The organism is Nostoc sp. C117, assembly GCF_043099735.1.
Taxonomy (GTDB): domain Bacteria; phylum Cyanobacteriota; class Cyanobacteriia; order Cyanobacteriales; family Nostocaceae; genus Nostoc.
The window spans coordinates 364294-385350 of sequence record NZ_CP170991.1 but is presented as its reverse complement, the minus strand read 5'-3'; the positions used below and the strand labels follow the sequence as shown (position 1 = coordinate 385350).

Genomic DNA, 21057 nt, shown 5'->3' with positions numbered 1-21057 from the left:
ATTGGAAATCACCTTCTGTCTCCGGTTTTTTTGCGCTCTCCTTTGCGCCTCTGCGCCTCTGCGTGAGATAAAAAAATCTTTATGACAAAGGCAAAATAATATCTATCAGTTTGATGGCAATAAAGGGAGCAACGATCCCACCAAGACCATAGATCAAGATGTTACGACGTAGCAATTGATCCGCCGAAAGAGGCAAAAACTTTACCCCTTTAAGTGCTAAAGGAATTAATGCCGGAATAATCAAGGCGTTGTAAATCAGCGCCGAGACGATCGCCGATTGGGCACTCTTGAGTCCCATAATATTAAGTGCGCCGATTCCAGCTGCCGCAAAGATAGTCGGAATGATGGCAAAATACTTGGCGATATCGTTGGCAATCGAAAATGTTGTCAATGCTCCACGGGTAATTAGCAGCTGTTTACCAATAGTTACTAGGTCAATCAGTTTAGTGGGATCTGAGTCTAAGTCCACCATGTTAGCAGCTTCTTTGGCAGCTTGCGTCCCAGAGTTCATCGCCACACCCACGTTTGCTTGAGCTAAGGCTGGCGCATCGTTGGTACCATCCCCAGTCATTGCCACCAGTTTACCCTGAGCTTGTTCGGAGCGAATCACCTCGATTTTGTCTTCTGGAGTCGCTTCGGCAATAAAATCATCAACTCCAGCTTCTTTGGCAATCACTGAAGCGGTAATTCGATTATCACCTGTGAGCATGACGGTACGAACACCCATGCGGCGGAGTTGGTCAAATCGTTCCTGCAAACCAGGCTTCACGATATCTTTGAGGTAAATGACACCGTAAATTTTGTCATCCTGGCAAACAGCTAAGGGTGTACCCCCTAACCGAGAAACTCGCTCATAAGCTGCGTCTATATCATCGGGAACGTAGCCGCCACGAGAACGGACAAATCCCTTAATGGCATCAACTGCACCCTTGCGAACTTGTTTGCCATCGGGTAGATTTGTGCCACTCATGCGGGTTTTTGCGGAAAATTCCACACCTTCGGCTTTGTCGAGATTGAAGTCTACTTCCGCCTGGGACTTTTCTGCTAAAACCACAATTGACTTGCCCTCCGGGGTTTCGTCAAATAAGCTAGCAGCTAGGGAGACTCGCGCCACATCTTCTATTGAATGATTATCCAGGGGAATAAATTCGTCAGCCATCCGGTTACCTAAGGTGATTGTCCCTGTCTTATCTAACACCAAGGTGTTGATATCGCCACAGGCTTCTACTGCTCGCCCAGAGGTTGCAATGACGTTAAATTGAGCAACTCTATCCATCCCAGCAATACCGATCGCACTGAGCAAACCCCCGATAGTTGTGGGAATCAAAGCTACCAGTAAAGAAATTAAAATCGCAACGCTAGCACCTGCCCGCAGACTGTTTGCGGCCTCATCCCCAAATACAGTACTAATAAAAGTGGCGATGTAACTAACAAATGGCGGCATAGTTGCCACTACAATTAAGAACACCTGTGTTAGTACTGCTAGCAATACCGTCAAGGCAATCTCGTTAGGAGTTTTGGTGCGTTGCGCTCCTTCTACGAGAGCAATCATGCGATCGATAAAGCCTTGTCCAGGATCGGCACTAATCTTAATTGTCAACTCGTCGGAGAGTAAGCGTGTACCTCCTGTCACCGAACTAGCAATATCTGTACCTGGTTGCTTCAATACAGGCGCAGATTCCCCAGTAATCGCAGACTCATCGACTGAACCAATGCCTTTTATCACATCCCCATCGGCGGGAATCATATTGTTGGCAATCACTTTGACTAAATCGCCCCGCCGCAGTTCTGTAGAATTGACTTGGACTATGGAACCATCGGGGAGGATTTTATTAGCGATCGTATCCGATCGCGTGGATCGCAGTGAATCAGCTTGAGCTTTACCGCGTCCTTCCGCGACAGCTTCGGCAAAGTTGGCAAAAACCAGGGTGAAAAAGAGAATAAAGGTAATCAACCCGTTTAACACGCGTTGCTGGTTAACATCTGCCTGGACTGTACCAAACAAATTTGGGTTAAGAGTCACTAGAAAGGTGACAATTGTTCCTACCCAAACAACAAACATGACTGGGTTTCTCACAGTAATTCGCGGATCGAGTTTGAGAAATGACTCACGAATTGCTCTTTGGTAAAGTCCCCGCATATCTGCTTTAGGGGTGTGCTTACGCGAGTCACGAGTTCCCGACGGAACACGGGACGCAGGAGAATCAGTAGTAATTGGCATATATTAGATTTTGAGCATGAGCCTTTGAAGTGGATGAACGGAGTTCAAAGGTGGATTAACGGAGTTCAGAGATGGATGAACGGAGTTCAAAGGTGGATTAACGGAGTTCAGAGATGGATGAACGGAGTTCAGAGATGGATTAACGGAGTTCAGAGATGGATGAACGGAGTTCAGAGGTGGATTAACGGAGTTCAGAGATGGATGAACGGAGTTCAGAGATGGATGAACGGAGTTCAGAGGTGGATTAACGGAGTTCAGAGGTGGATTAACGGAGTTCAGAGGTGGATGAACGAGTCAGGACTTACGCAGAAGAATCAAAAAACAAACCGCAAAGGACGCAAAGGAATAAGAGTTTTAGAGAGTTTTTGCATAAGTCCTATGAGTATCTAATTCTTCTTGTCTCCTTGTCCCCTTGTCCTCCACTCCCTACCCAATACCTTTGCCGATAAAAAAGGCTTCGCCGATGGGGCCTAATGCTAATACTGGGAAGAATGTAAGTGCGCCCAAGATTAAAATCACTCCTGCGGTAACGCCTGTAAATAATCCGGTATCGGTTCGCAATGTCCCAGTTGTGTAGGGAACAGCTTGTTTACGCGACATACTATCTGCTAAGAAGAGTAAACCCAGAATAGGAATATACCGTCCTGCTAGTAAACTGAAGCAGGTACTTAGATTCCACCACAGGGCGGTGGCTGTGGTTTTGGTGCCTGTGGCGATCGCTAATGGCGAAGGTTGTGAATCTCCTAAGCCTTCAAACCCAGAACCATTATTAGCAGCAGCGGAGGCGTATTCATAGATTACTTGAGCAAAACCGTGGAAGCCGGGATTGCTAATTCCTGATAGTTGGTCGGGAAATGCTAGGGCGATACCTGCGGGAATCATAATCGAAATGGGATGAACTAGCAAAATCAAGAAACTAGCCAGGACGACTTCGCGCTTCTCAATTTTGCGTCCGAGAAATTCTGGCGTGCGTCCCACCATCAGCCCCGTAGCAAATACTGCGAGAATCAGGTAAGCAAACAGGTAAGCGGTTCCTGTACCCTGTCCACCCCAAATAATTTGCAGGAACATGTTGGAAAGGGTAATAAAACCGCCGTTGGGCATGAATGAGTCGTGTAAACTGTTGACAGCGCCGCACATGGTGCCAGTTGTACTCGTTGCGAATAGTGCAGATTGCGCCCAACCAAACCGGACTTCTTTACCCTCTAAATTCGGTTGCTGACTTCCCAGCAAGGCATTCACAGCCGGATTACCGTTGTATTCTCCAATGGCGGTAACGATAATAAACGCTAGATAAATTACACCCACCATGCCATAAACTAACCAGGCTTGCTTGATGTTGTTAGCAAACACGCCATAGGTATAAATTAGGGAAGTGGGAATCGCCAGCATGGCGACAATTTGAATTAAATTAGAAAATCCGTTGGGATTTTCAAAGGGGTGTGCCGAGTTGATGGCGAAAAAGCCACCGCCGTTTTCCCCTAATTGCTTGATGATTTCAAAATGGGCAACTGGACCACGAGCGATCGCCTGACTAATGTTAGGATCTTCCAAAGTGGGGAATACAGCTACACCAGCTAGGGTTTCTGGCACACCAAGGGCAATCAAAACAATCCCGCCCACAATACAAATAGGTAGCAAAATTCGGGTAATCGAGCGAATTAGGTCTACATAAAAGTTGCCCAAAGATCTACCAGTCAATCCCCGAATAAAGGCAATTCCGACTGCCAAACCAGTCGCCGCTGAGGTGAACATGTGATAACCAAGTCCCCAGATTTGGCTGGCGTAACTCATATAAGTTTCACCAGAATAGTGCTGCTGGTTGGTGTTAGTAATAAAGGAAATCGTCGTATGCAGCACTGTATCCCACGTTGGGGCATTTATCTTGTTGGGATTTAATGGCAGCCATCCTTGATTCATGATAATCATGAAAATCAGCAACCCCATTGCTACGTTGCTGTACAAGATTGCCCGTCCATACTGCCAACCCGTCATATTTTCTTTGTTTCTAACCCCAACCAAAGAATAAAGCAGTCGCTCAACCGGATTTAAAATGGGGTCGAGAAAAGTACTTTGCTCTAGGTAGACGCGCGCCATATAGCGCCCAAAAAACGGAGTAATTGCTACTACAATTAGTAGCGTTAATATAATTTGAATCCATCCTTGTAACATTATATTAGTCGAACTCCAACATGATTTAGATTGAGATGATTATCAGATATGTTTATGTGAACGACCAAAAGATATGGACGATATTCTCCTATCTTTGAATCATTTATGGTGTTATGAATATGTGCTTTTCAACTTAAATAATGAAGCTTTTTTTACAAAAGAACAAGGTATAAGTTAATATTTAAACTGGGATATATGAGTGATATAGGTTGATAGAAATATAAATTTGTAGAGCGTTTATTTTGATATATATCTGCAAGTATAGAAATTTAGGACGCGATCGCACACTCAAGATATATTTTTTGGCAATGCATAAAATGGACATAAATAACGAACCACCAAGAGTGCCAAAAAATAAGTTTTATTTAGACATATGAGTGAAAAAGAATGTAGAGACGTAGCACTGCCACGTCTCTACAAGGGTTGGGTTGAAAGCATAATTAATTTGCTTAATTTGCAAAGATGTCTAATTTACTAAACCAGACTTCTAAATCTGCGTTTGGCTTTGCCGTTGCCCCTTGGGCAATCGCCTGAAAATCTAACAAAGCTTCAGCGAGATTTTCTAATTGTTCTAGAGAAAGAGCCAAAAGTTGCCAAGAACCAGTTTATGCGTCACTTTTAATAATCGAATTTTTTTACTAAAAATGATTATCGTGTAGGGGCTGGGAGGACGGATATAAGCGGCACTCGTCTCCGTCCTCCCGATTTGACGATCATTATTATTAAGATGTAACCAGAGTTAGCGATCGCCCTATAATATTGGGCGAATTGAGCTTTTAAAATTGACTGTTTTAACCCATGCCCAATACCCAATGCCCCATACCCTATACCCTAATTATTAGCTCCTACCGGCAAAAATCCACCTGCTTGCATTTTCCATAACCGATAGTAAGCACCGCCTTGTGCTAACAGTTTGGTATGAGTGCCATCTTCGATAATCCGACCTTGGTCGAACACCAGAATGCGATCTAGATGGGCAATGGTGGACAGCCGATGAGCTACGACAATCACAGTTTTGCCATTCATTGCTAAGTCTAGAGTATCCTGAATCGCTTTTTCGGTAATTGAATCGAGACTGGAGGTGGCTTCATCCAAAATCAGGATCGGCGCGTCTTTGAGAATTACCCGCGCGATCGCAATCCGCTGCCTTTGCCCTCCAGACAGTTTGACACCGCGTTCACCCACCAGCGAATGATAACCTTCTTTCATCTGGGCGATGAAATCGTGAGCGTAGGCTGTGCGCGCCGCTTCGATGACTTCTTCATCGGTTGCTTCCAGTCGCCCATAACGAATATTTTCCAGCAATGTGCGATGGAACAAAGATGGATCTTGGGGAATCAAGCTGATCTGGGCATGTAAAGCATCCTGAGTCATATCTTGAATATTGACCCCATCAATGAAAATTTGTCCAGATTGTGGATCGAACAGACGCAAAATCAGATTGACAAAACTAGATTTTCCCGAACCAGAAAAACCCACCAATCCAACACGCTGTCCGGCTTCGATGGTGACAGAAAGGTTTTCAAACACTTTTTTTCCAGCCGAGTAGCTGAAATTGACTCGCCGAAACTCGATGCGCCCTTGGGTGATTGGGTAAGTGATGGCGCGATCGCGATCGATCAACTCGTGCGGTTGAATAATTGTATGTACGCCATTGGCGACATTGCCCACATGTTCAAAAAATTCCAGAAAGCGGCGGCTCAAATTACGTGCTTCACTAATGATTAACAACGATAAACTAGTGGCCATAACAAAATCAGCCACAGCAATCTGCCCACGACTCCAAAGTGAGAGTGAGTAATACAGAGTGCCGATTTTCAGAACTCCCGCCGACGCAAACTGAAACCAGCGGACTCGCTCAGAATACCAATTGGATTTTCTTACCTCTTTTAGTTCTCGCCTTAATTGATCGTTAAGATATTGTCTTTCAAAGCCCAGACGTGCAAACAGTCGGACGCTGCTGAGATTAGTCACAGAATCAACAATCATCCCTGTGGTTTCACTTCTAAAAGCCGCCGCCTTTCGGGCATAAGGACGGCAGCGAGTAGCCAGCCAAAAGGAAATACTGATAAATAGTGCCGCCCATATTCCCACGAAAGCAGCAAGCTGAGGATGAACATGATAAAGCAAAAAAGTGGAGACACTAAACACGATGACAACAGGCATAAAGTCAGTAATCAGCATCGCTAGTGTCTGGGTAACACCCATAGAAGTTTCGGTGATGCGATGTGCTAAAGCTCCAGCAAAACTACTGCTGAGGTAGCGGTGAGAATGATGCTGCAAATAGGCATATAAGGATCTGGTGACATGCTGACGGTGGAGAGGATGGAGGATAGTATGGCAGAGTCCCGCAGAACGACCAAATAGTACTTCACCAATACTCAAGGCTATGAACAAGATTAGGGGTTGGCTGATTACTTCCATAATTGGCGTGCCATGTCCACCAGATTGAGTCACGCCTCGCATGATTTGGGCGATCGCATAAGGTAACATAATGCCACAGACAGCATGAAGTCCCTCCAGAATCACCATTACCACGTACCACCAACGGAAATGACCGACAAAATGACAAATGAACCGAAATGGAGTATCTGGTAACTCTGGTGCATTAGCAGCACGTTGAAAGGATGGGGATTTTCTGGCCTTTTTCGTCATGAAAGTTGCTCTCGTAGCATTGTTTTAGGTTGTACAAAACAGAAATGGACGGCTGATTTAGCCGCCCGATGGCGTTAAATTGAGTGCTGTTTCTCTAAATAAGTTTGTAGTAAGAACTTTAGTCCTTGTATTAAGAACTGAAGTGCTTAATAGCTACCAAGCAACATTAGCGCGATCAACCACTAAACCATAATTTCTGGTGGTGTGATTGCAGCATACAAATCAGGCGCAAGTAATGCATCTTCAATGTTAATTTTCTTCGGTATGACACCCGCTTGAAAGAATAAATCTGCTACACGTTGCTGTTCTGCAATCAGTGCGGGACTTAGGCCTCTGCGTCCTGCGTAAGTGCGACGAGACATTACCCTTGCTACCACATCCTCATCAAGTTTTTGTTCACTAATCATCAATTTGGCAACTTCATCTCGATTCGCCTCTGCCCACTTATCGAGGTTATTAAGCTCCTCAATGATAATTTTTAGCACGCCAGGATTTTGTTCGGCAAACTTCCTGTCAGCAATATAGTAGGCACCAGGAGAATCTAGCCCAACAGAATCTCTCAGGACTCGAATTCGACCCATTTTTTCGGCGATCGCATAGTGGGGATCGCTTGTCATCCAAACTGGAATTCGACCTTCGAGAAAAGCAGCCCGCGCCTCGATAGTCGGTATACTTTTGATTTTTATATCTTTGATTGTCAAGCCAATTGATTGCAAGGCTCTCAAAATAAAATAGTGCGATGCCGAGCCTTTTTGAAAATAAACTTCTTGTCCCTTAATATCCTCAAACTTCTCAAGCCGAGACTCTGGAGGTACAGCAATAACACTGCTTTTCCCTGTCGTAGCATTTCTTTGTGTACCAACGACATAAACCAGGTCCGATCCAGCCACCTGAGCAAAAATCGGTGGCGTTTCCCCCACTGCTCCCACGTCAACTCTTCGTGCAGCCATTCCTTCCATGAGTTGGGGACCTTGGACAAATTGCGCCCATTCCACCTTGATTCCCATTGGCTCCAAACGCTTCTCTAAAACTTTTCGATTTCGGACAAGATCCCCTGCACTTTGATACCCCATGCGGAGAACTTTAGTTTTTATACTCAGAGAACTAGAAATAACAGTAGTATTACTTGCTGCATTTTGTTGCCTTTGTTCGCTACAACTTCCTAACAGATACGCCAGAGAAAAACCAGATATACCTGATGTAGCAACATTGAGAAAACGGCGGCGTTTAATCATTGGTATAAATTCAATAAAGTTCAGATTAGCCCTAATTGTAGAGACGCGATTCATCGCGTCTGAATTTGTGAAACCCTAACGAAGAGAATCTCCCCTGCGATATTCGGCGGTGATGTCGTCTAGTTTTTGTTTCAAATTGTCGTCGAGTTTTACTTCCAAAGCCTTAAAGCTATCAACAAGCTGTTCTGGGCGGCTAGCGCCAATGATAGGCGCGGTGATAATGGGATTAGCCAGAACCCAAGCCACAGCTAAAGTAGTCAGCGACAATCCCGCCAGATCCGCCACTGTGCGTAATTCCTCAACAGTATTGAACTCGCGATCGCGCCAGTAGCGTTCTTGATAACGTTCTGCTACAGCACCCAGCGTAAAACGAGTACCTGAGGTCGGCCCTTGAGCAAGACTGTGTTTACCAGTTAACAAACCGCCCGCCAATGGATTGTAAGAAATTACACCTAATCCTTCTTCTTGCGCCAGGGGTAATAGTTCCCGCTCAATTTCCCGGAACAACAGGTTGTACCGGGGCTGAATCGAGACAAAGCGAGTCAGATTTCGCACATCGGCGCGACCCAAGGCACGGCTGAGTCGGTAAGCTAAAAAGTTGGAAACCCCAATGTAGCGTGCTTTACCAGAACGAACTACCGTATCTAGCGCTTCTAGGGTTTCATCAATGGGGGTTGAGGCATCATCGGAGTGCAATTGGTACAAATCGATATAATCGGTTTGCAGTCGTCTTAAGGAAGCATCGATCGCATCCAGAATATGTTTGCGGGAAGCACCCCGATCCCAAGGCGCAGGGCCAACCTGTCCGACGCACTTAGTAGCTAAGATAAAATGTTCGCGTTTGCCTTTGAGCCATCGCCCAACAATTTCTTCGGTGCGGCCAGCAGTGGTAAGCCCACCCCCAAGGGGATAAACATCGGCTGTATCCAAAAAGTTGATTCCAGCATCAGCGCTGGTGTCAAGGATCTGTCTAGAAGTTTCTTCATCAATCTGGAATCCAAAGGTCATGGTGCCTAGAACCAGGCGCGAAACAGCCAATCCGGTTTTACCAAGTTTAGTGGTTGCTAAGGTCATAGCGGTGTTTGTTGTTCATGGAATTGGGCATCCCTTCTCTGCGAGACGCTACGCGAACGACTTACTTCGGCTCCGCGGTAGTTGAGCGTAGTCGAAACTCAGCACGAGTCGCTCAGGGCAAGTGGGCATGGGGATTAGGGTAAAAGTTCTTCCCCAGTCCCCAGGCACTTCCAACAAATAAATTATCCAATCTTGTGGGGTGGGCATCTTGCCATTGGTGTCAACTTAAGGTTAAAACCCATTTGTCAACGATAGGTTTTGTCAGGAACGAAGTATAAAGGTGAACTTTTTTCTGACTTTTATACGCAAGTTGGGAGTGATGCTAATAAACAAAGCATTAATAGTCCCTGAAAAAGTTCGTTTTTTGTCCCTTTCAAACCAAATTTTTCAGCTTAAATGCTTATTGACATAGTAAGTTTGAGCTTAACTTGACACCAATGGCGAGACGCCCACCCCAAAAGAAGCAAGTAGTTGAGTATTTTGTTATTTGGAAGTTTTTTAGGCAACTACAGAAGTTTCACGGCGGCTGAGTGAAACCAACCACTGTTGTAATTTCGGGTTGCTGTATACCTCGTCTGCAATGAAATGATCGCCTTCAGGTAAGACTGTAAAATCTACTGTTCCACCCACTCCGCGCAAGGTATCGACAACATGCTGCACGTCCTCAATTGACAGGTTTTTGTCCTGTGCGCCTTGGAATATGTGGATGGGAATATTTTTGAGTGCTGTTAATTGACTTTCGCTTAATGTTTTAGGTACGCGACCGGATACTGCTACCAGACCGGCAAAGCGATCGCTATGAGAAGCCGCGATATGCCAAGCCCCAGCGGTGCCTAAGCTGAATCCAGCTATGATTACACGCGAAGGATCGATAGGCTCAGAGGCGATGAGATGATCGAGTAAAGCGATCGCATCTGATTCTCGTTCTGCCCAGGTCTGTTCTTCCAGAATTTGGGGTGCTGCAAAGGCATAAGGTAACGGGCTGGATGAATCCACGAAATGAGGTAGACCCCATTTCAGCAATACATTCAGATCCGTCCCGCGATCGCGTCCTCCGTGCAAAAATAGCACCAAAGGCGCAGGTTTCTTGGCATCGGCAGAAGCCGCCGAAAAAAGATAAGGCAATGAACCATTGCTAGTATCATGCGATCGTTGTTCAATAGCCATAGTTGTCACTCCTAATTTGATTTGGGCATGGGGGTAGAAGGGGCGGAGGGGCGGGAGGGGAAAGACTCACTGCTCCCTCATCTCCCTCATCTCGCCTTTTAGGCTAAGACCAAGTTCTTGTCTGCTTGTTGAGATTCGCTCTTACCTACTTTGGATTCAATTGCTGTTCCCTTGAAGAAATCGGGGTTGGCTTGGGTGTAAAACTTGTAGGGATTAGCAAATACATAGGACTTGAAGTCGGCCTCGGAAATCACGCCTTCTTTAACGAGATCCCAGCTTTCAGCCAGTGGGGCGGTGAGATCGGGTACATCCCAGTGACCAACATCTGAGGAATAGATGGCGTTGATTTTCACACCCAACGGATTGGCTTTATCGTTGAATGCGGCGGCGATGGTGCGGTCGTCGGATTCGGAACCAAAGAAGAAACTATTCACCCAGCGATCGCGGATGTCTTCAATTGTTTCAATCCCAGCTGCGGCAAAATCTTCTAGTTCTTTACCAACTGGCTGACGGCTATGACGGCTGAATGAAGAACCCAATAAACTCTTAGTCAATTCCTCTTTGGTGAGGGAATGTCCTTGAGTAATTTCGCCACCGAAACGCTCAAACAACTCGAACAACTCATCGGCATTGGTCAGTTCTGGGTTGTAGTTTTGCAGTCCTTTGAGATTGCGCTTCAAGAAGCGATCGACCAAATGAATGTAGACGTGGGCACCCCAATCTGCACCACCTTCAAGCATGGCGACGCGCAACTGTGGGAATCGTTTGGTCACACCACCAAAGAACAAGGCTTTCGCAAATGCTTGGGAGCCATCGGCAAAGTGACCGATGTGGTTGTTCATGTAGTTACTGATGGAAGAGCGTCCAGTCCAACCCTGACTGCCGTAATGGGTAGTAACAGGTACACCTAGTTCAACGACCTTAGCCCAGAAGGGATCGTAGTCGTACTCACTATCCAATCCGTAAAAATCCATGTAGGAAGCATACTTGGCGATTTCGGGGAATTTATCCGCTGGATATTTCTCAGCGATCGCCTTAATCGGCCGTTTCACACCGCCAGTAATGTTAATTACTTTTAAACCTAGTGTTTTTACGGCAAATTCTAGCTCCTCAATGCCTTCTTCCGGAGTATTCAATGGGATACCGGCGACAGGTGTCAGGCGATCGCTATATTGACGGTAAATATCAGCATGATAGTGATTGACCGCCCGTTGCAGTGCTTGACGGTTCTCTGCACTTGCGCCAACAGGTGCCAAGACATTATTCGGAAACAGCACCGAATAATCCGATCCTTGCTCTGCCTGACGTTCATACAGCAGTGCAGGAAGAGTGTAAGTGGCGAGATCTAGGGTGTTACGGGTGACTCTTGCCCACCAAGGCGATCGAATTGTCCGATTGTTATGACGTTCTTCAGGGGTTTGTTGATACCAATCTTTACCATTGCTCTTGGAATTGAGACGAGAAGCTTCCGCCTTACGTAATTCGTCTACAAGTTTCGTACCGCCGTAATTAGCGATGTAATCCTCAAAAGCTGGGGTGAAATCATTGGTATGAACGTCGGTGTCAATTACTGGATAATCGAGAGTTGCTCTGATTGCAGCAGAGGGTGAAGTCTTCAAGCGGCTATATTCAGTCATGTTTTTCCTTCAAAAAATTACAAGTTTTTTATTGGCCATTAGGAGTGCTGAGTTAAGAGTTAGAAGTTTTCTTTATCTCCTTGTCTCCCTTGTCTCCCTTGTCTCCCTTGTCTCCCTTGTCTCCCTTGTCTCCCTTGTCTCCCCATCTCCTCCCTCTTCGGTGGCGATCTACAGAAAGTGCGGTTTAAAAAATGTGGTTTCAGCATTGGTGAAAAATTCTTTAGGCTAAGACCAATTTTTGCTCTAGTTGTTTGGCGACAAAACGATTGTCAGGGCGACGCAATCCGAGGTTTTCACGCAAGGTACTGCCTTCGTATTCGGTACGGAAAAGTCCGCGTTTCTGGAGGATGGGGACGACTAAATTAACGAATTCATCCAACCCTGTAGGTAGGATAGGCGGCATGATATTAAAGCCGTCTGCGGCGCCGTTGTTGAACCATTCTTCTAGTTGGTCGGCAATGGTTTCAGGAGTACCAAGTATGGTGCGATGTCCTCGTGCGGTCGCCAGAGAGAGATACAATTGACGCAGCGTCAGAGTCCCACGAGTCGCTAAATCCCTGACTAGTTTGAGACGACTTTTATTGTTGTTCGTGTCGCTGGGGAGTTCGGGAGCTAAATCATCTAGGGAATATTTCGACAAATCGACGCCTTTGTAATAGTTCTTTAAAATACCCCAGGCGACATCGGGATGGATGAACGATTGCAGGAATTCGTATTTTTCTTGAGCTTCTGACTCGGTACGGCCAATGATGGGGAAAGCCCCAGGCATGATTTTTAGATCGTCTGGCGATCGCCCATATTTTGCTAATCTACCTTTAACATCAGCATAAAATTCCTGGGCATCGGCTAGAGTTTGATTCGCGGTAAAAATGACCTCAGCTGTACGCGCAGCTAAATCCCGTCCGGCTTCTGAGGCTCCAGCCTGGACAATCACGGGGTAGCCTTGGGGTGGACGACCGACATTCAAAGGGCCTTTTACAGAAAAATGTTTGCCTTTGTGGTTGAGTATATGTAGTTTGTTCTCATCAAAATAGATGCCAGATTCTTTGTCACGAATAAAAGCGTCGTCTTCCCAGCTATCCCACAGTCCTTTCACTACTTCTACAAACTCTTCGGCGCGTTCGTAACGCTGGCTATGTTCTGGGTGATACTCCAGGCCGAAATTAAGAGCGGCATTTTCATTACCTGTGGTGACTACATTCCACCCCGCCCGACCGTTACTTAGATAGTCCAAAGACGCAAATTTACGTGCGAGGGTGTAGGGTTCTTCGTATGTAGTTGAGGCGGTAGCAATAAAGCCGATGTTTTGGGTGACGGACGACAAGGCTGAAAACAGGGTGACTGGCTCGAAATGGACAAGTTTACCATTACGTTTCTGACTTTCGGGAGCGCCACCCCAGACGCCTGGACTGTCTGCGAGAAAAACTGCATCGAATAAGCCGCGTTGAGCAGTCTGGGTAATTTCCTTGTAATGCTCGAAATTGAAACCAGCATCGGCTTGTGTATCAGGGTGACGCCAAGCAGAAACATGGTGTCCAGTAGCTTGAATGAATGCACCTAAACGAAACTTACGTGTTTTATTCATATGCTTTTTTGTTTTGTTGTTATGGTGCGTTAGCGATCGCTATTGTTGATTGATGTATACTCATGAGTTCTCATGTCTGCATCAGATATGCCTGAAGCAGATATGAAAAAGCTACGAGTGAAGAAAACTCGATACTGAATGTAATGATGAAATTACTTTTCCAAGAACCAAATTTGCTTGCAGAAAACGAATGAGAGGTTAAGTTAATACGACAGCAAAACTAGGGATGTTGCTAGTTGTGGATTGAGATACCATAAATTTCTATAGCAATCTGACTCAGCAGATACAGTTTACACAATACACCAAAAAAAAAATGTACTGGAAATCACAATTGCATGATATACGAATTGTTAGTTTCTCAAACATTAAGTATTGCAAACTGAGTGATGGCTGAGTATTCATGTTATCTATAAATTCGCCAGAACAAAGGAGTCCCGATGAAACAAGTAAGAATCACTGGGGACTGGGGACACTTCTCTGCGAGAGGCTGCGCCAACGACAAGCTCAGTGCATCGCTGGGGACTGGGATTTTTACTCAGCACTGGCTCAAAGCCCTGCTACTGTTAACAGCACTGTCAAGCTAGGAGGTAGAAGTCAGCACAGTGGAAAAAAGGTCGTTACATAATATAAGGATGATTTGAGGTTGGTGTACTATTTATTAGCAGCCAGCCTTTTTACTCCCCATAGCCTAGAGTTTCCGTATTTACCCAAAGCATACTTAATCTCGGTGGCTTACACATTGCTTAACATCAGCACTCAAAACTGAATTGGTAAACGACTAATAACAATGCGATAATTTCCCCCATCATCCTCACTATCCCGGTTATACTCTCTACAGCTAAACCTTACCCTCAACTTTTTATGCCTGAAAACTGGATGCTTCCCAGAATTTTTCCCATAGGTGGAGTTCTATTTGACTTTTTATTTGTACTGATTGCTATCCCTGTGGAAGCATATATTTTAAACAGACGGCTAAAATTTGACAAAAAAACTAGCACTTTTTATGCCATTTCTCTTAATCTCTTTTCTAGTGTCATTGGTTGGTTGATATTTTTTGTCTCAGAACCAATGTTGCCAATAGAGGTAAAATCAGAATTAATTAACTATATGTTTTTTAATAATTTTAAATCGCCTAATACACAAACTTTAATAATTTTAACTGCCTTTGTAATTTTCTTTGCGACTTTTATAATTAAATTTTTCCTCTTGAAAGTTTTACTCTTCTCCTTATTAAAGGAGCCCTTTGCTAAAAAAGAAGAGGAAGTTGAAGTATTTCAAAGGCGTAAATGGCGCACTTTCAGTAGTGGTAATTTACAAAATACAAATATAGTTACTACTATATTGATAGCAAATTCTCTGAGCTATAGTGCAATAACCATAATTTTATTAGTACGCTCAAAGTAGCAAAAACTCAATTTTTATATTCAGAGCAAAAATATTGATTAATCAGGTGTATGGAGACATATGAATACGCTATTTAAAGATTTATTTGGGGTTGTAAAATTTGCTGAAGGGCTTTACGCAGGAATTAGAAAGATATTAGTTCCACCAAAAGCTTATTCTTGGCAAACATTTATTTATATGAGTGTTTTCTCTTGGATGCTTTCATATTTTGCTACAGGTTATATAAAAGATATAATTGCATTTTTTGGTTGGTTGTTTTTAATTGCTGGTACAGCTTGGTATACAACTGAAGATCCTTTGAGGGTTCCTGGTACTTTTATGCCAGTAGGAGCAGTAATCACTGGATTCTTAGTTAGTGTTTTTGCCTTTGGAAGTCAAAAGGATGTAATTACACCAACAACAATTGTTTTTTGGCCGACAATTTCAGCACTAATTACGGCAATACCAGAATTTATCGAAGGAAGTGACACAGACGCTAAAGCTCAAATTCCTAAGCCAGAAGACCGCCAAAAAATCATAATTTTAGTTGCTAGCAGTATGTTGCTAAGTTGCTGGATTCAGTTTTATTTTGTGATGAATAATTGGTTAGAACAATATCCCAGTGTGCAGACAGATAGTTTTAGACGTAGTACCTTTGTTGTCAGAACTGAACAACCAGTCAAAGTACCACCAAATGGCATTATTATTTTAGACAAACTTGAACCAATAGTAGAAGGGCAAATAGCTGGAAAACCTTGGTCAGAAGTCGAAAAATGGTTGCTAGATGCAAAACAGCGAGTAGGAAGCTTGGGTAACGGAATAATTCAAAAAAACCTCGCAAAATATGAAGAAAAAAAATTATGGCGTGTTGAACCCCGTGTAGCCAATACTAAGTCTGGGTATATATTAGATTTACTGAGTCTCTGGTTAGGACCAAGTTATAACCCACGGGGGTATTATTTAAAGAAATCTTGTCGGATTGAACCAGTTGCATCAAGCAGCACACCGGGAGAGAAAATTACAGTTGGAGAAATTGAATGCGATCGCCTGAATAAATTTATCATTGGATCGCCCCCTCCGCAGCAGTGAAGAGGCGCAGGGGCGGAGGAGATAATACTAACTCTTAACTCAGCACTCCTAATGCCCAATAACAAATGACAACCAGAATTTTTGTATTAGCAAAAAATGTCTTTCAGGAAGCGATCCGCGATCGCATCTTATATATTATTGGTTTTTATGCTTTGATACTCGCGATCGCCTTCGGTATCCTTCCTCAATTTGCGGCTACTACCGAAGACAAAATGTTTTTAGACTTTGGCATGGCCGCGATGAATGCGATCGGGTTAATTGTGACAATATTTGTTGGTACGGGACTAGTTAATAAAGAAATTGAAAAACGCACTATTTTAGTATTAATTGCTAAACCTGTTAGCCGCAGCGAAATTATTGTTGGCAAGTACTTGGGGTTATCCGCAGTCCTAGCCGTACTGATCACAATAATGACAGCAATTTATCTGGTATTTTTACAATTTGGTAATATTCATCATCCAACAGCAAGTATTTTAATTGCAGCAATTTTTTTATTTTTGCAGTTGTCATTAATCACCTCTGTGGCTATTGTCTTTGGTGTTTTTACAGCTTCATTACTGGCTACTCTTTTAACATTTGCAGTGTATTTAATCGGGAATATTACCCAAGATATAGTACAACTTGGGCGTCTTAGCCACAACCTTGGGATGGAACGTTTAACTCAAGGTTTATTTCTCATTTTGCCCGATTTATCTAGATTAGATTTGAAAAATGACGCTGTTTATGGTTTGCTAGCACTACCTGATACAATGGCACTGATTGGCAATGCTAGCTATGGCTTATTATACAGTGCTATGTTGTTAGCGATCGCCATTGTTATTTTCTCACAACGTGAGTTTTAGTAAATGGGAATTAGGCATTGGGGTTCCTAACTTTACGATCCTGACCAATGACCAATGACCAATGACTAATAATTAATAACTATCTGAGGTTGTTCAATTGTATTATCAGGCATGATAGTATCTCGTAGTTTTGCATAAATCATGTTTGTCTGGTAGAGGTTTGCTTTACTCAAGTTAGTCTTAGTTAAATTTGCCCATGTCAGGTCTGCACTACTTAAATTAGCTTCAGTTAAATTAGCTTCTAGTAATATTGCCCCACATAGCTTTGCTCTTGTGAGATTTGCTCTCACTAAGTTGGCTTCAATCAGTGATGCTTCAATTAATTTCGCTTCACTTAGATCTGCTTCACTCAAATCCGCAGCACATAAAGAAGTACCCCAAAGGTTGCTACCTCTTAATTTCACCCGCCATAAAAAACTTCCACACAAATTTGCTTGTCTTAAGTCAGCATTAGTTAAATTAGCTTCACACAAAGAGGCTTCATATAAATTAGCCTCATGTAAACTAGCTTGGATTAAATTTGCACCACTTAAATTAGCACGACTCAGTACACAACCAGATAAATTTGCTCCACGCAAATCTGCTCCTATAAAGTTAATACCGCTTAAATCCAGCCCTTTCAGGTCAATTTCACGTAAGTCATATCCACTTAAATTTTGTCGTGGAAAGCATTTATTTGTGATTTGATTTAAGATAAATCCCTGCTTGTCAGCATAATTTTTCATCGTATTCACCTCTGGGTGTAATTTATCTCAAAGGTCGATCGCGAGAGTTACTGTATATCGAGAGTACACCCCAAATGCAGATAAAAACGATAATTAATCAGAAATAAATTCCGAAAAAATCGTCAATAACCTGAAAATACGCTCTGAAAGCCTTTTTTAAAACAAAAAATGCTGACATAGGTCAGGAAATATTGATAAGCTGATATGCGTCTAAATTGTATAAACACTCTTGATGGTCGTTAACTGTTGACTGTTGACTTTTAAAGGGTTTTCAGTCATTAGTCAACTGTCATCAGGTAAATATACAAGTTAAATGCATAACAGCTTATTAAGGCAAATTGTGACCTTGAAAAAATTTCCAAATTGTTTCAGTGGCGTTCAAGCCCACCTTAGCATTGAATTTATTTAAGGCCTCGTCACTTGAAACACCACCAGGCCAGAAATGTCCGCCGTTTACTACCGCTAGCTGCAAAACTTCTGAGTTGTCATTACAACCTCTGTAGACAAAGGATTTCACTTTATCTTCAGAAAACTGCGGAGATTGATTTGATGAGGTGCATCGATCGTGCGATCGCCAAAAATATACCATATCTGAGATAGAAACCAACGCTCCTCGTTGAGTGCGATCGTCACCTTCATAAAGTACATCGCGATCGTTTGTACCGTTAATCATTAATATCGATATCGGAGTTTGAGGCTGGCAATTAGGTTTTAGTCTAACAGGGAGCGAACCAGCTACTGATGCAAAACCAGCAATTTTATTCGATAACTTACAAGCCAGTGCTTGGGTAAGTATTCCACCTCTAGAAAAACCGGTGGCATAAATTTTATGACTATCAATATTGATTTGCTGCTGAAGGCGATCGATTAAAGCACTGACAAACAAAACATCATCTACTTTTCCTTTAGCATTACCTCTAAGGCTCCATTTTTGGTCAATCCCATCTGGATAAACAACAAGAAATCCTTCTCGATCTGCTAATTCATTAAAGCGAGTTATATTACTTATCAACCGACCGCTACTATTATCTCCATGAAACACTAAAACTAACGGCATCGGGCGGTCTGGATTATAAGATTTTGGGGTATAAAAATAGTATGTACGTAATTTTCCTTGGTTTTGTAGCTCTCGATAATTATCACCATTAACGATTTTTTCTTCAGATATACTTTGTTCTTGAGCATGGCTTGAATTGCAGCCTGTTATTAAAGTAATTGTATATACCAATATAAGAATTTTTTTGAAAAATCGAGAATATTGAAAAATTTGATATATGTTCATGTTAATTAAATTTACTTTATTCACTCTATAGGTTTTATTTGCCAACAAAGTTTTAGAGACCATTTAGTTTTAACATGAAATTTCCAGCTGATACAACGCCAATTATGTGACTGTAGGCAGAGCCAGAGGCAAATAACTCCTAAGCTGTTACGCATAAAACTATGTACATTTACCTGATGACTGATGACTAGACTTCTTGCAGAAGTCGGGAAAAGGGGGAAAGTTTTTGTATTTTCCCCCGCCCCTTATCCCCAGAGGGGACCCCACCTTCCCCTTTAACCTTTTCCCTTTTCCCACCTCTTGCAAAAAGCACTTTTGCAAGAGGTCTACTGATGACTGAAAACTCGTCAACAGTCAACCGTCAACTACCATCAAGAGTGTTTATATACTTTAGACGTGCATCAGGTTATGTGAAAACAAAAAAGACCATGCTGGCTCTCCTACAAAAATTTTATTTTTTAGCAAATAGAGACTAACAACTTAAGTATAGTTGTTAGTCTCTATTAGATAGATTAAACTCTTACATTTACATAACGAGCAGGAACTCGAATTTTAATCCACTTATTACCACGTCGTACTGTTTCCCAGTGTGCAGGAATTAACTTTCGTTGATACCGAGCAGCAACAACAGGTTTGTGAAAATTAGGCTTGATAATAATCTCTGCTGCGGATGCCTGTGATGGCAAGGAAGAAATTGCAAATGGTAGAGCAAGTAATGTGCCTAAGAGAATACGTTTCATGTTCAAATCTCCATCAATTAATTTACTAAAGTTGTCTACAGTATTCCTCTCTAAGCGATGAACATAATTGATGACTTAATCTTTAGGATATAGACTAAGTTTTTCTTGTTACACAACTTAATTTCTTTCCTGTATTGTTCTCAGTTTAAAATCATAAATACGAATTTGCACTGGAATAAAGTCACAATTTTAGTATTACTAAAGTCATATTAAGTTAAGCAAGTCAAATACCTTTTTCCCCACTCTTTTCTTCTAAGGGAATGGTCATTTCAATTGGATCTTTGTATCCCCTGCCTCCTCTGCAAAAATCTCTATCAATCTTAAAGTGAAACAGTATTACTCCTCTCCCCAAGTTCGTAACTGCAAATACACCAGTACTAAAGTGACTGCTAACAGCACTGTTGCGGCGGCGGCGGCATAACCAAAATCAAATTGAGCAAACGCTTCTTGGTAAATGTAGTAAACGAGTAAATTAGTTGAATTCAATGGACCACCACCAGTCATCACGTAAACTTGCTCAAAACTCCGCAATGTAAAAATCGCGGTGGTGATTGTTACAAATATGACGGTAGGACGCAACCCCGGTAGTGTAATATACCAAAATTGTTGCCAAGCATTTGCGCCATCTAAATCTGCTGCTTCATAACGACTGGGGGGAATTGCTTGCAACCCCGCTAAAAACACCACCATATTGAAGCCAAGTTGTTTCCAAATACTCATTAAAATCACTACTGGCATTGCCCAAAAGGTATCTGCTAGCCAAGGGATGGGGGGAATCCCAAAAATATCTAAAAATCCGTTGACTGGCCCTGATGTTTGAAACAGCCAGCGAAATCCCAAACCTGCTGCCACAAGAGAGATAATTGAAGGTAGAAAATAGGCACTTCGTAAGATTCCCCGCAAGGCTATGGAACGGTTTAATAGCACTGCCAATCCCAAGGGAATAACTAAACTGGGAATGATGCTGGCAACAGTAAAATAAATGGTGTTACCAAGAACTTGCCAAAAATCAGAGTTAAGTAACAAACGCCAATAGTTTTTTAACCCTATCCAATAAATACCTTTTGAAGTGAAACTGCCGGCGGTGAAACTCAGATAAAACAAATAGGCGATCGGCCAAATAATAAAGATACTTAGCAAAATCAGCGCAGGTGTAAGAAAAATCCAGGCAGCTACTGTGTCATTATCGAGCTGTTGCATACGAGAAAAACGAGATGTTTTCATAGCAATGTCGGGTATTAAATATTAAA

The 21057-nt window shown here is 42.9% G+C and carries 17 protein-coding genes; 4 read left to right on the top strand and 13 right to left on the bottom strand.

Translation table 11 applies throughout. From position 1 onward, the window contains the following. Window positions 1-79 precede the first annotated feature (79 nt). The 9 genes from kdpB to ACFG4S_RS03350 all read right to left on the bottom strand — a co-directional run bounded on the left by kdpB (window position 80) and on the right by ACFG4S_RS03350 (window position 13746). Window positions 80-2221 carry a potassium-transporting ATPase subunit KdpB gene (kdpB, locus tag ACFG4S_RS03390; protein ID WP_392533467.1) on the bottom strand — a complete coding sequence of 714 codons (2142 nt, stop codon included), beginning with the start codon at window positions 2219-2221 and terminating at the stop codon, window positions 80-82. 426 nt (window positions 2222-2647) lie between these two features. Further along, window positions 2648-4393 carry a potassium-transporting ATPase subunit KdpA gene (kdpA, locus tag ACFG4S_RS03385; RefSeq protein WP_392533466.1) on the bottom strand — a complete coding sequence of 582 codons (1746 nt, stop codon included), beginning with the start codon at window positions 4391-4393 and terminating at the stop codon, window positions 2648-2650. 449 nt (window positions 4394-4842) lie between these two features. Continuing rightward, window positions 4843-4980, bottom strand: a complete 138-nt coding sequence (locus ACFG4S_RS03380) for a DUF4351 domain-containing protein (RefSeq protein ID WP_392533465.1) — start codon at window positions 4978-4980, stop codon at window positions 4843-4845. 244 nt (window positions 4981-5224) lie between these two features. Next, window positions 5225-7048 (bottom strand): ABC transporter ATP-binding protein, encoded by a 1824-nt coding sequence (locus ACFG4S_RS03375; protein ID WP_392533464.1) that lies wholly within the window; start codon window positions 7046-7048, stop codon window positions 5225-5227. 182 nt (window positions 7049-7230) lie between these two features. Next, window positions 7231-8283 carry an aliphatic sulfonate ABC transporter substrate-binding protein gene (locus ACFG4S_RS03370; RefSeq protein ID WP_392535894.1) on the bottom strand — a complete coding sequence of 351 codons (1053 nt, stop codon included), beginning with the start codon at window positions 8281-8283 and terminating at the stop codon, window positions 7231-7233. Between the two features lie 75 nt (window positions 8284-8358). Next, window positions 8359-9357 carry an aldo/keto reductase gene (locus tag ACFG4S_RS03365; protein WP_392533463.1) on the bottom strand — a complete coding sequence of 333 codons (999 nt, stop codon included), beginning with the start codon at window positions 9355-9357 and terminating at the stop codon, window positions 8359-8361. A 498-nt stretch (window positions 9358-9855) separates the two neighbouring features. Further along, the gene (locus ACFG4S_RS03360) at window positions 9856-10524 is read right to left on the bottom strand and encodes a prolyl oligopeptidase family serine peptidase (protein ID WP_392533462.1); all 669 of its coding nucleotides are present in this window, start codon (window positions 10522-10524) and stop codon (window positions 9856-9858) included. A 98-nt stretch (window positions 10525-10622) separates the two neighbouring features. Beyond that, window positions 10623-12161: an amidohydrolase family protein gene (locus ACFG4S_RS03355; RefSeq protein WP_392533461.1), complete on the bottom strand. Its 1539-nt coding sequence runs from the start codon at window positions 12159-12161 to the stop codon at window positions 10623-10625. Between the two features lie 220 nt (window positions 12162-12381). Next, window positions 12382-13746, bottom strand: a complete 1365-nt coding sequence (locus tag ACFG4S_RS03350; protein ID WP_392533460.1) for an LLM class flavin-dependent oxidoreductase — start codon at window positions 13744-13746, stop codon at window positions 12382-12384. Between the two features lie 400 nt (window positions 13747-14146). Between ACFG4S_RS03350 and ACFG4S_RS03345 the strand changes: the two genes are divergently transcribed. From ACFG4S_RS03345 to ACFG4S_RS03330, 4 genes are all read left to right on the top strand, one after another. After that, the gene (locus ACFG4S_RS03345) at window positions 14147-14371 is read left to right on the top strand and encodes a hypothetical protein (protein ID WP_392533459.1); all 225 of its coding nucleotides are present in this window, start codon (window positions 14147-14149) and stop codon (window positions 14369-14371) included. Window positions 14372-14607: 236 nt separating this feature from the next. Continuing rightward, on the top strand, window positions 14608-15150 hold the full coding sequence (gene fraC, locus ACFG4S_RS03340) for a filament integrity protein FraC (protein WP_392533458.1): 543 nt from the start codon (window positions 14608-14610) through the stop codon (window positions 15148-15150). Between the two features lie 60 nt (window positions 15151-15210). Further along, complete coding sequence (fraD, locus tag ACFG4S_RS03335; RefSeq protein ID WP_392533457.1) at window positions 15211-16218, top strand: septal junction protein FraD; 1008 nt, start codon at window positions 15211-15213, stop codon at window positions 16216-16218. 65 nt (window positions 16219-16283) lie between these two features. Continuing rightward, window positions 16284-17060 carry an ABC transporter permease gene (locus ACFG4S_RS03330; RefSeq protein WP_392533456.1) on the top strand — a complete coding sequence of 259 codons (777 nt, stop codon included), beginning with the start codon at window positions 16284-16286 and terminating at the stop codon, window positions 17058-17060. 65 nt (window positions 17061-17125) lie between these two features. On the opposite strand, the gene ACFG4S_RS03325 is transcribed toward ACFG4S_RS03330, so the two are convergent. The 4 genes from ACFG4S_RS03325 to ACFG4S_RS03310 all read right to left on the bottom strand — a co-directional run bounded on the left by ACFG4S_RS03325 (window position 17126) and on the right by ACFG4S_RS03310 (window position 21031). Next, window positions 17126-17785: a pentapeptide repeat-containing protein gene (locus tag ACFG4S_RS03325; protein WP_392533455.1), complete on the bottom strand. Its 660-nt coding sequence runs from the start codon at window positions 17783-17785 to the stop codon at window positions 17126-17128. A gap of 328 nt (window positions 17786-18113) precedes the next feature. Next, the gene (locus tag ACFG4S_RS03320; protein WP_392533454.1) at window positions 18114-19013 is read right to left on the bottom strand and encodes an alpha/beta hydrolase family esterase; all 900 of its coding nucleotides are present in this window, start codon (window positions 19011-19013) and stop codon (window positions 18114-18116) included. Window positions 19014-19579: 566 nt separating this feature from the next. Continuing rightward, window positions 19580-19807, bottom strand: a complete 228-nt coding sequence (locus tag ACFG4S_RS03315) for a hypothetical protein (protein WP_392533453.1) — start codon at window positions 19805-19807, stop codon at window positions 19580-19582. Between the two features lie 336 nt (window positions 19808-20143). Then, window positions 20144-21031, bottom strand: coding sequence for a carbohydrate ABC transporter permease (locus tag ACFG4S_RS03310; RefSeq protein ID WP_392533452.1), 888 nt, complete (start codon window positions 21029-21031; stop codon window positions 20144-20146). Window positions 21032-21057 lie beyond the last annotated feature (26 nt).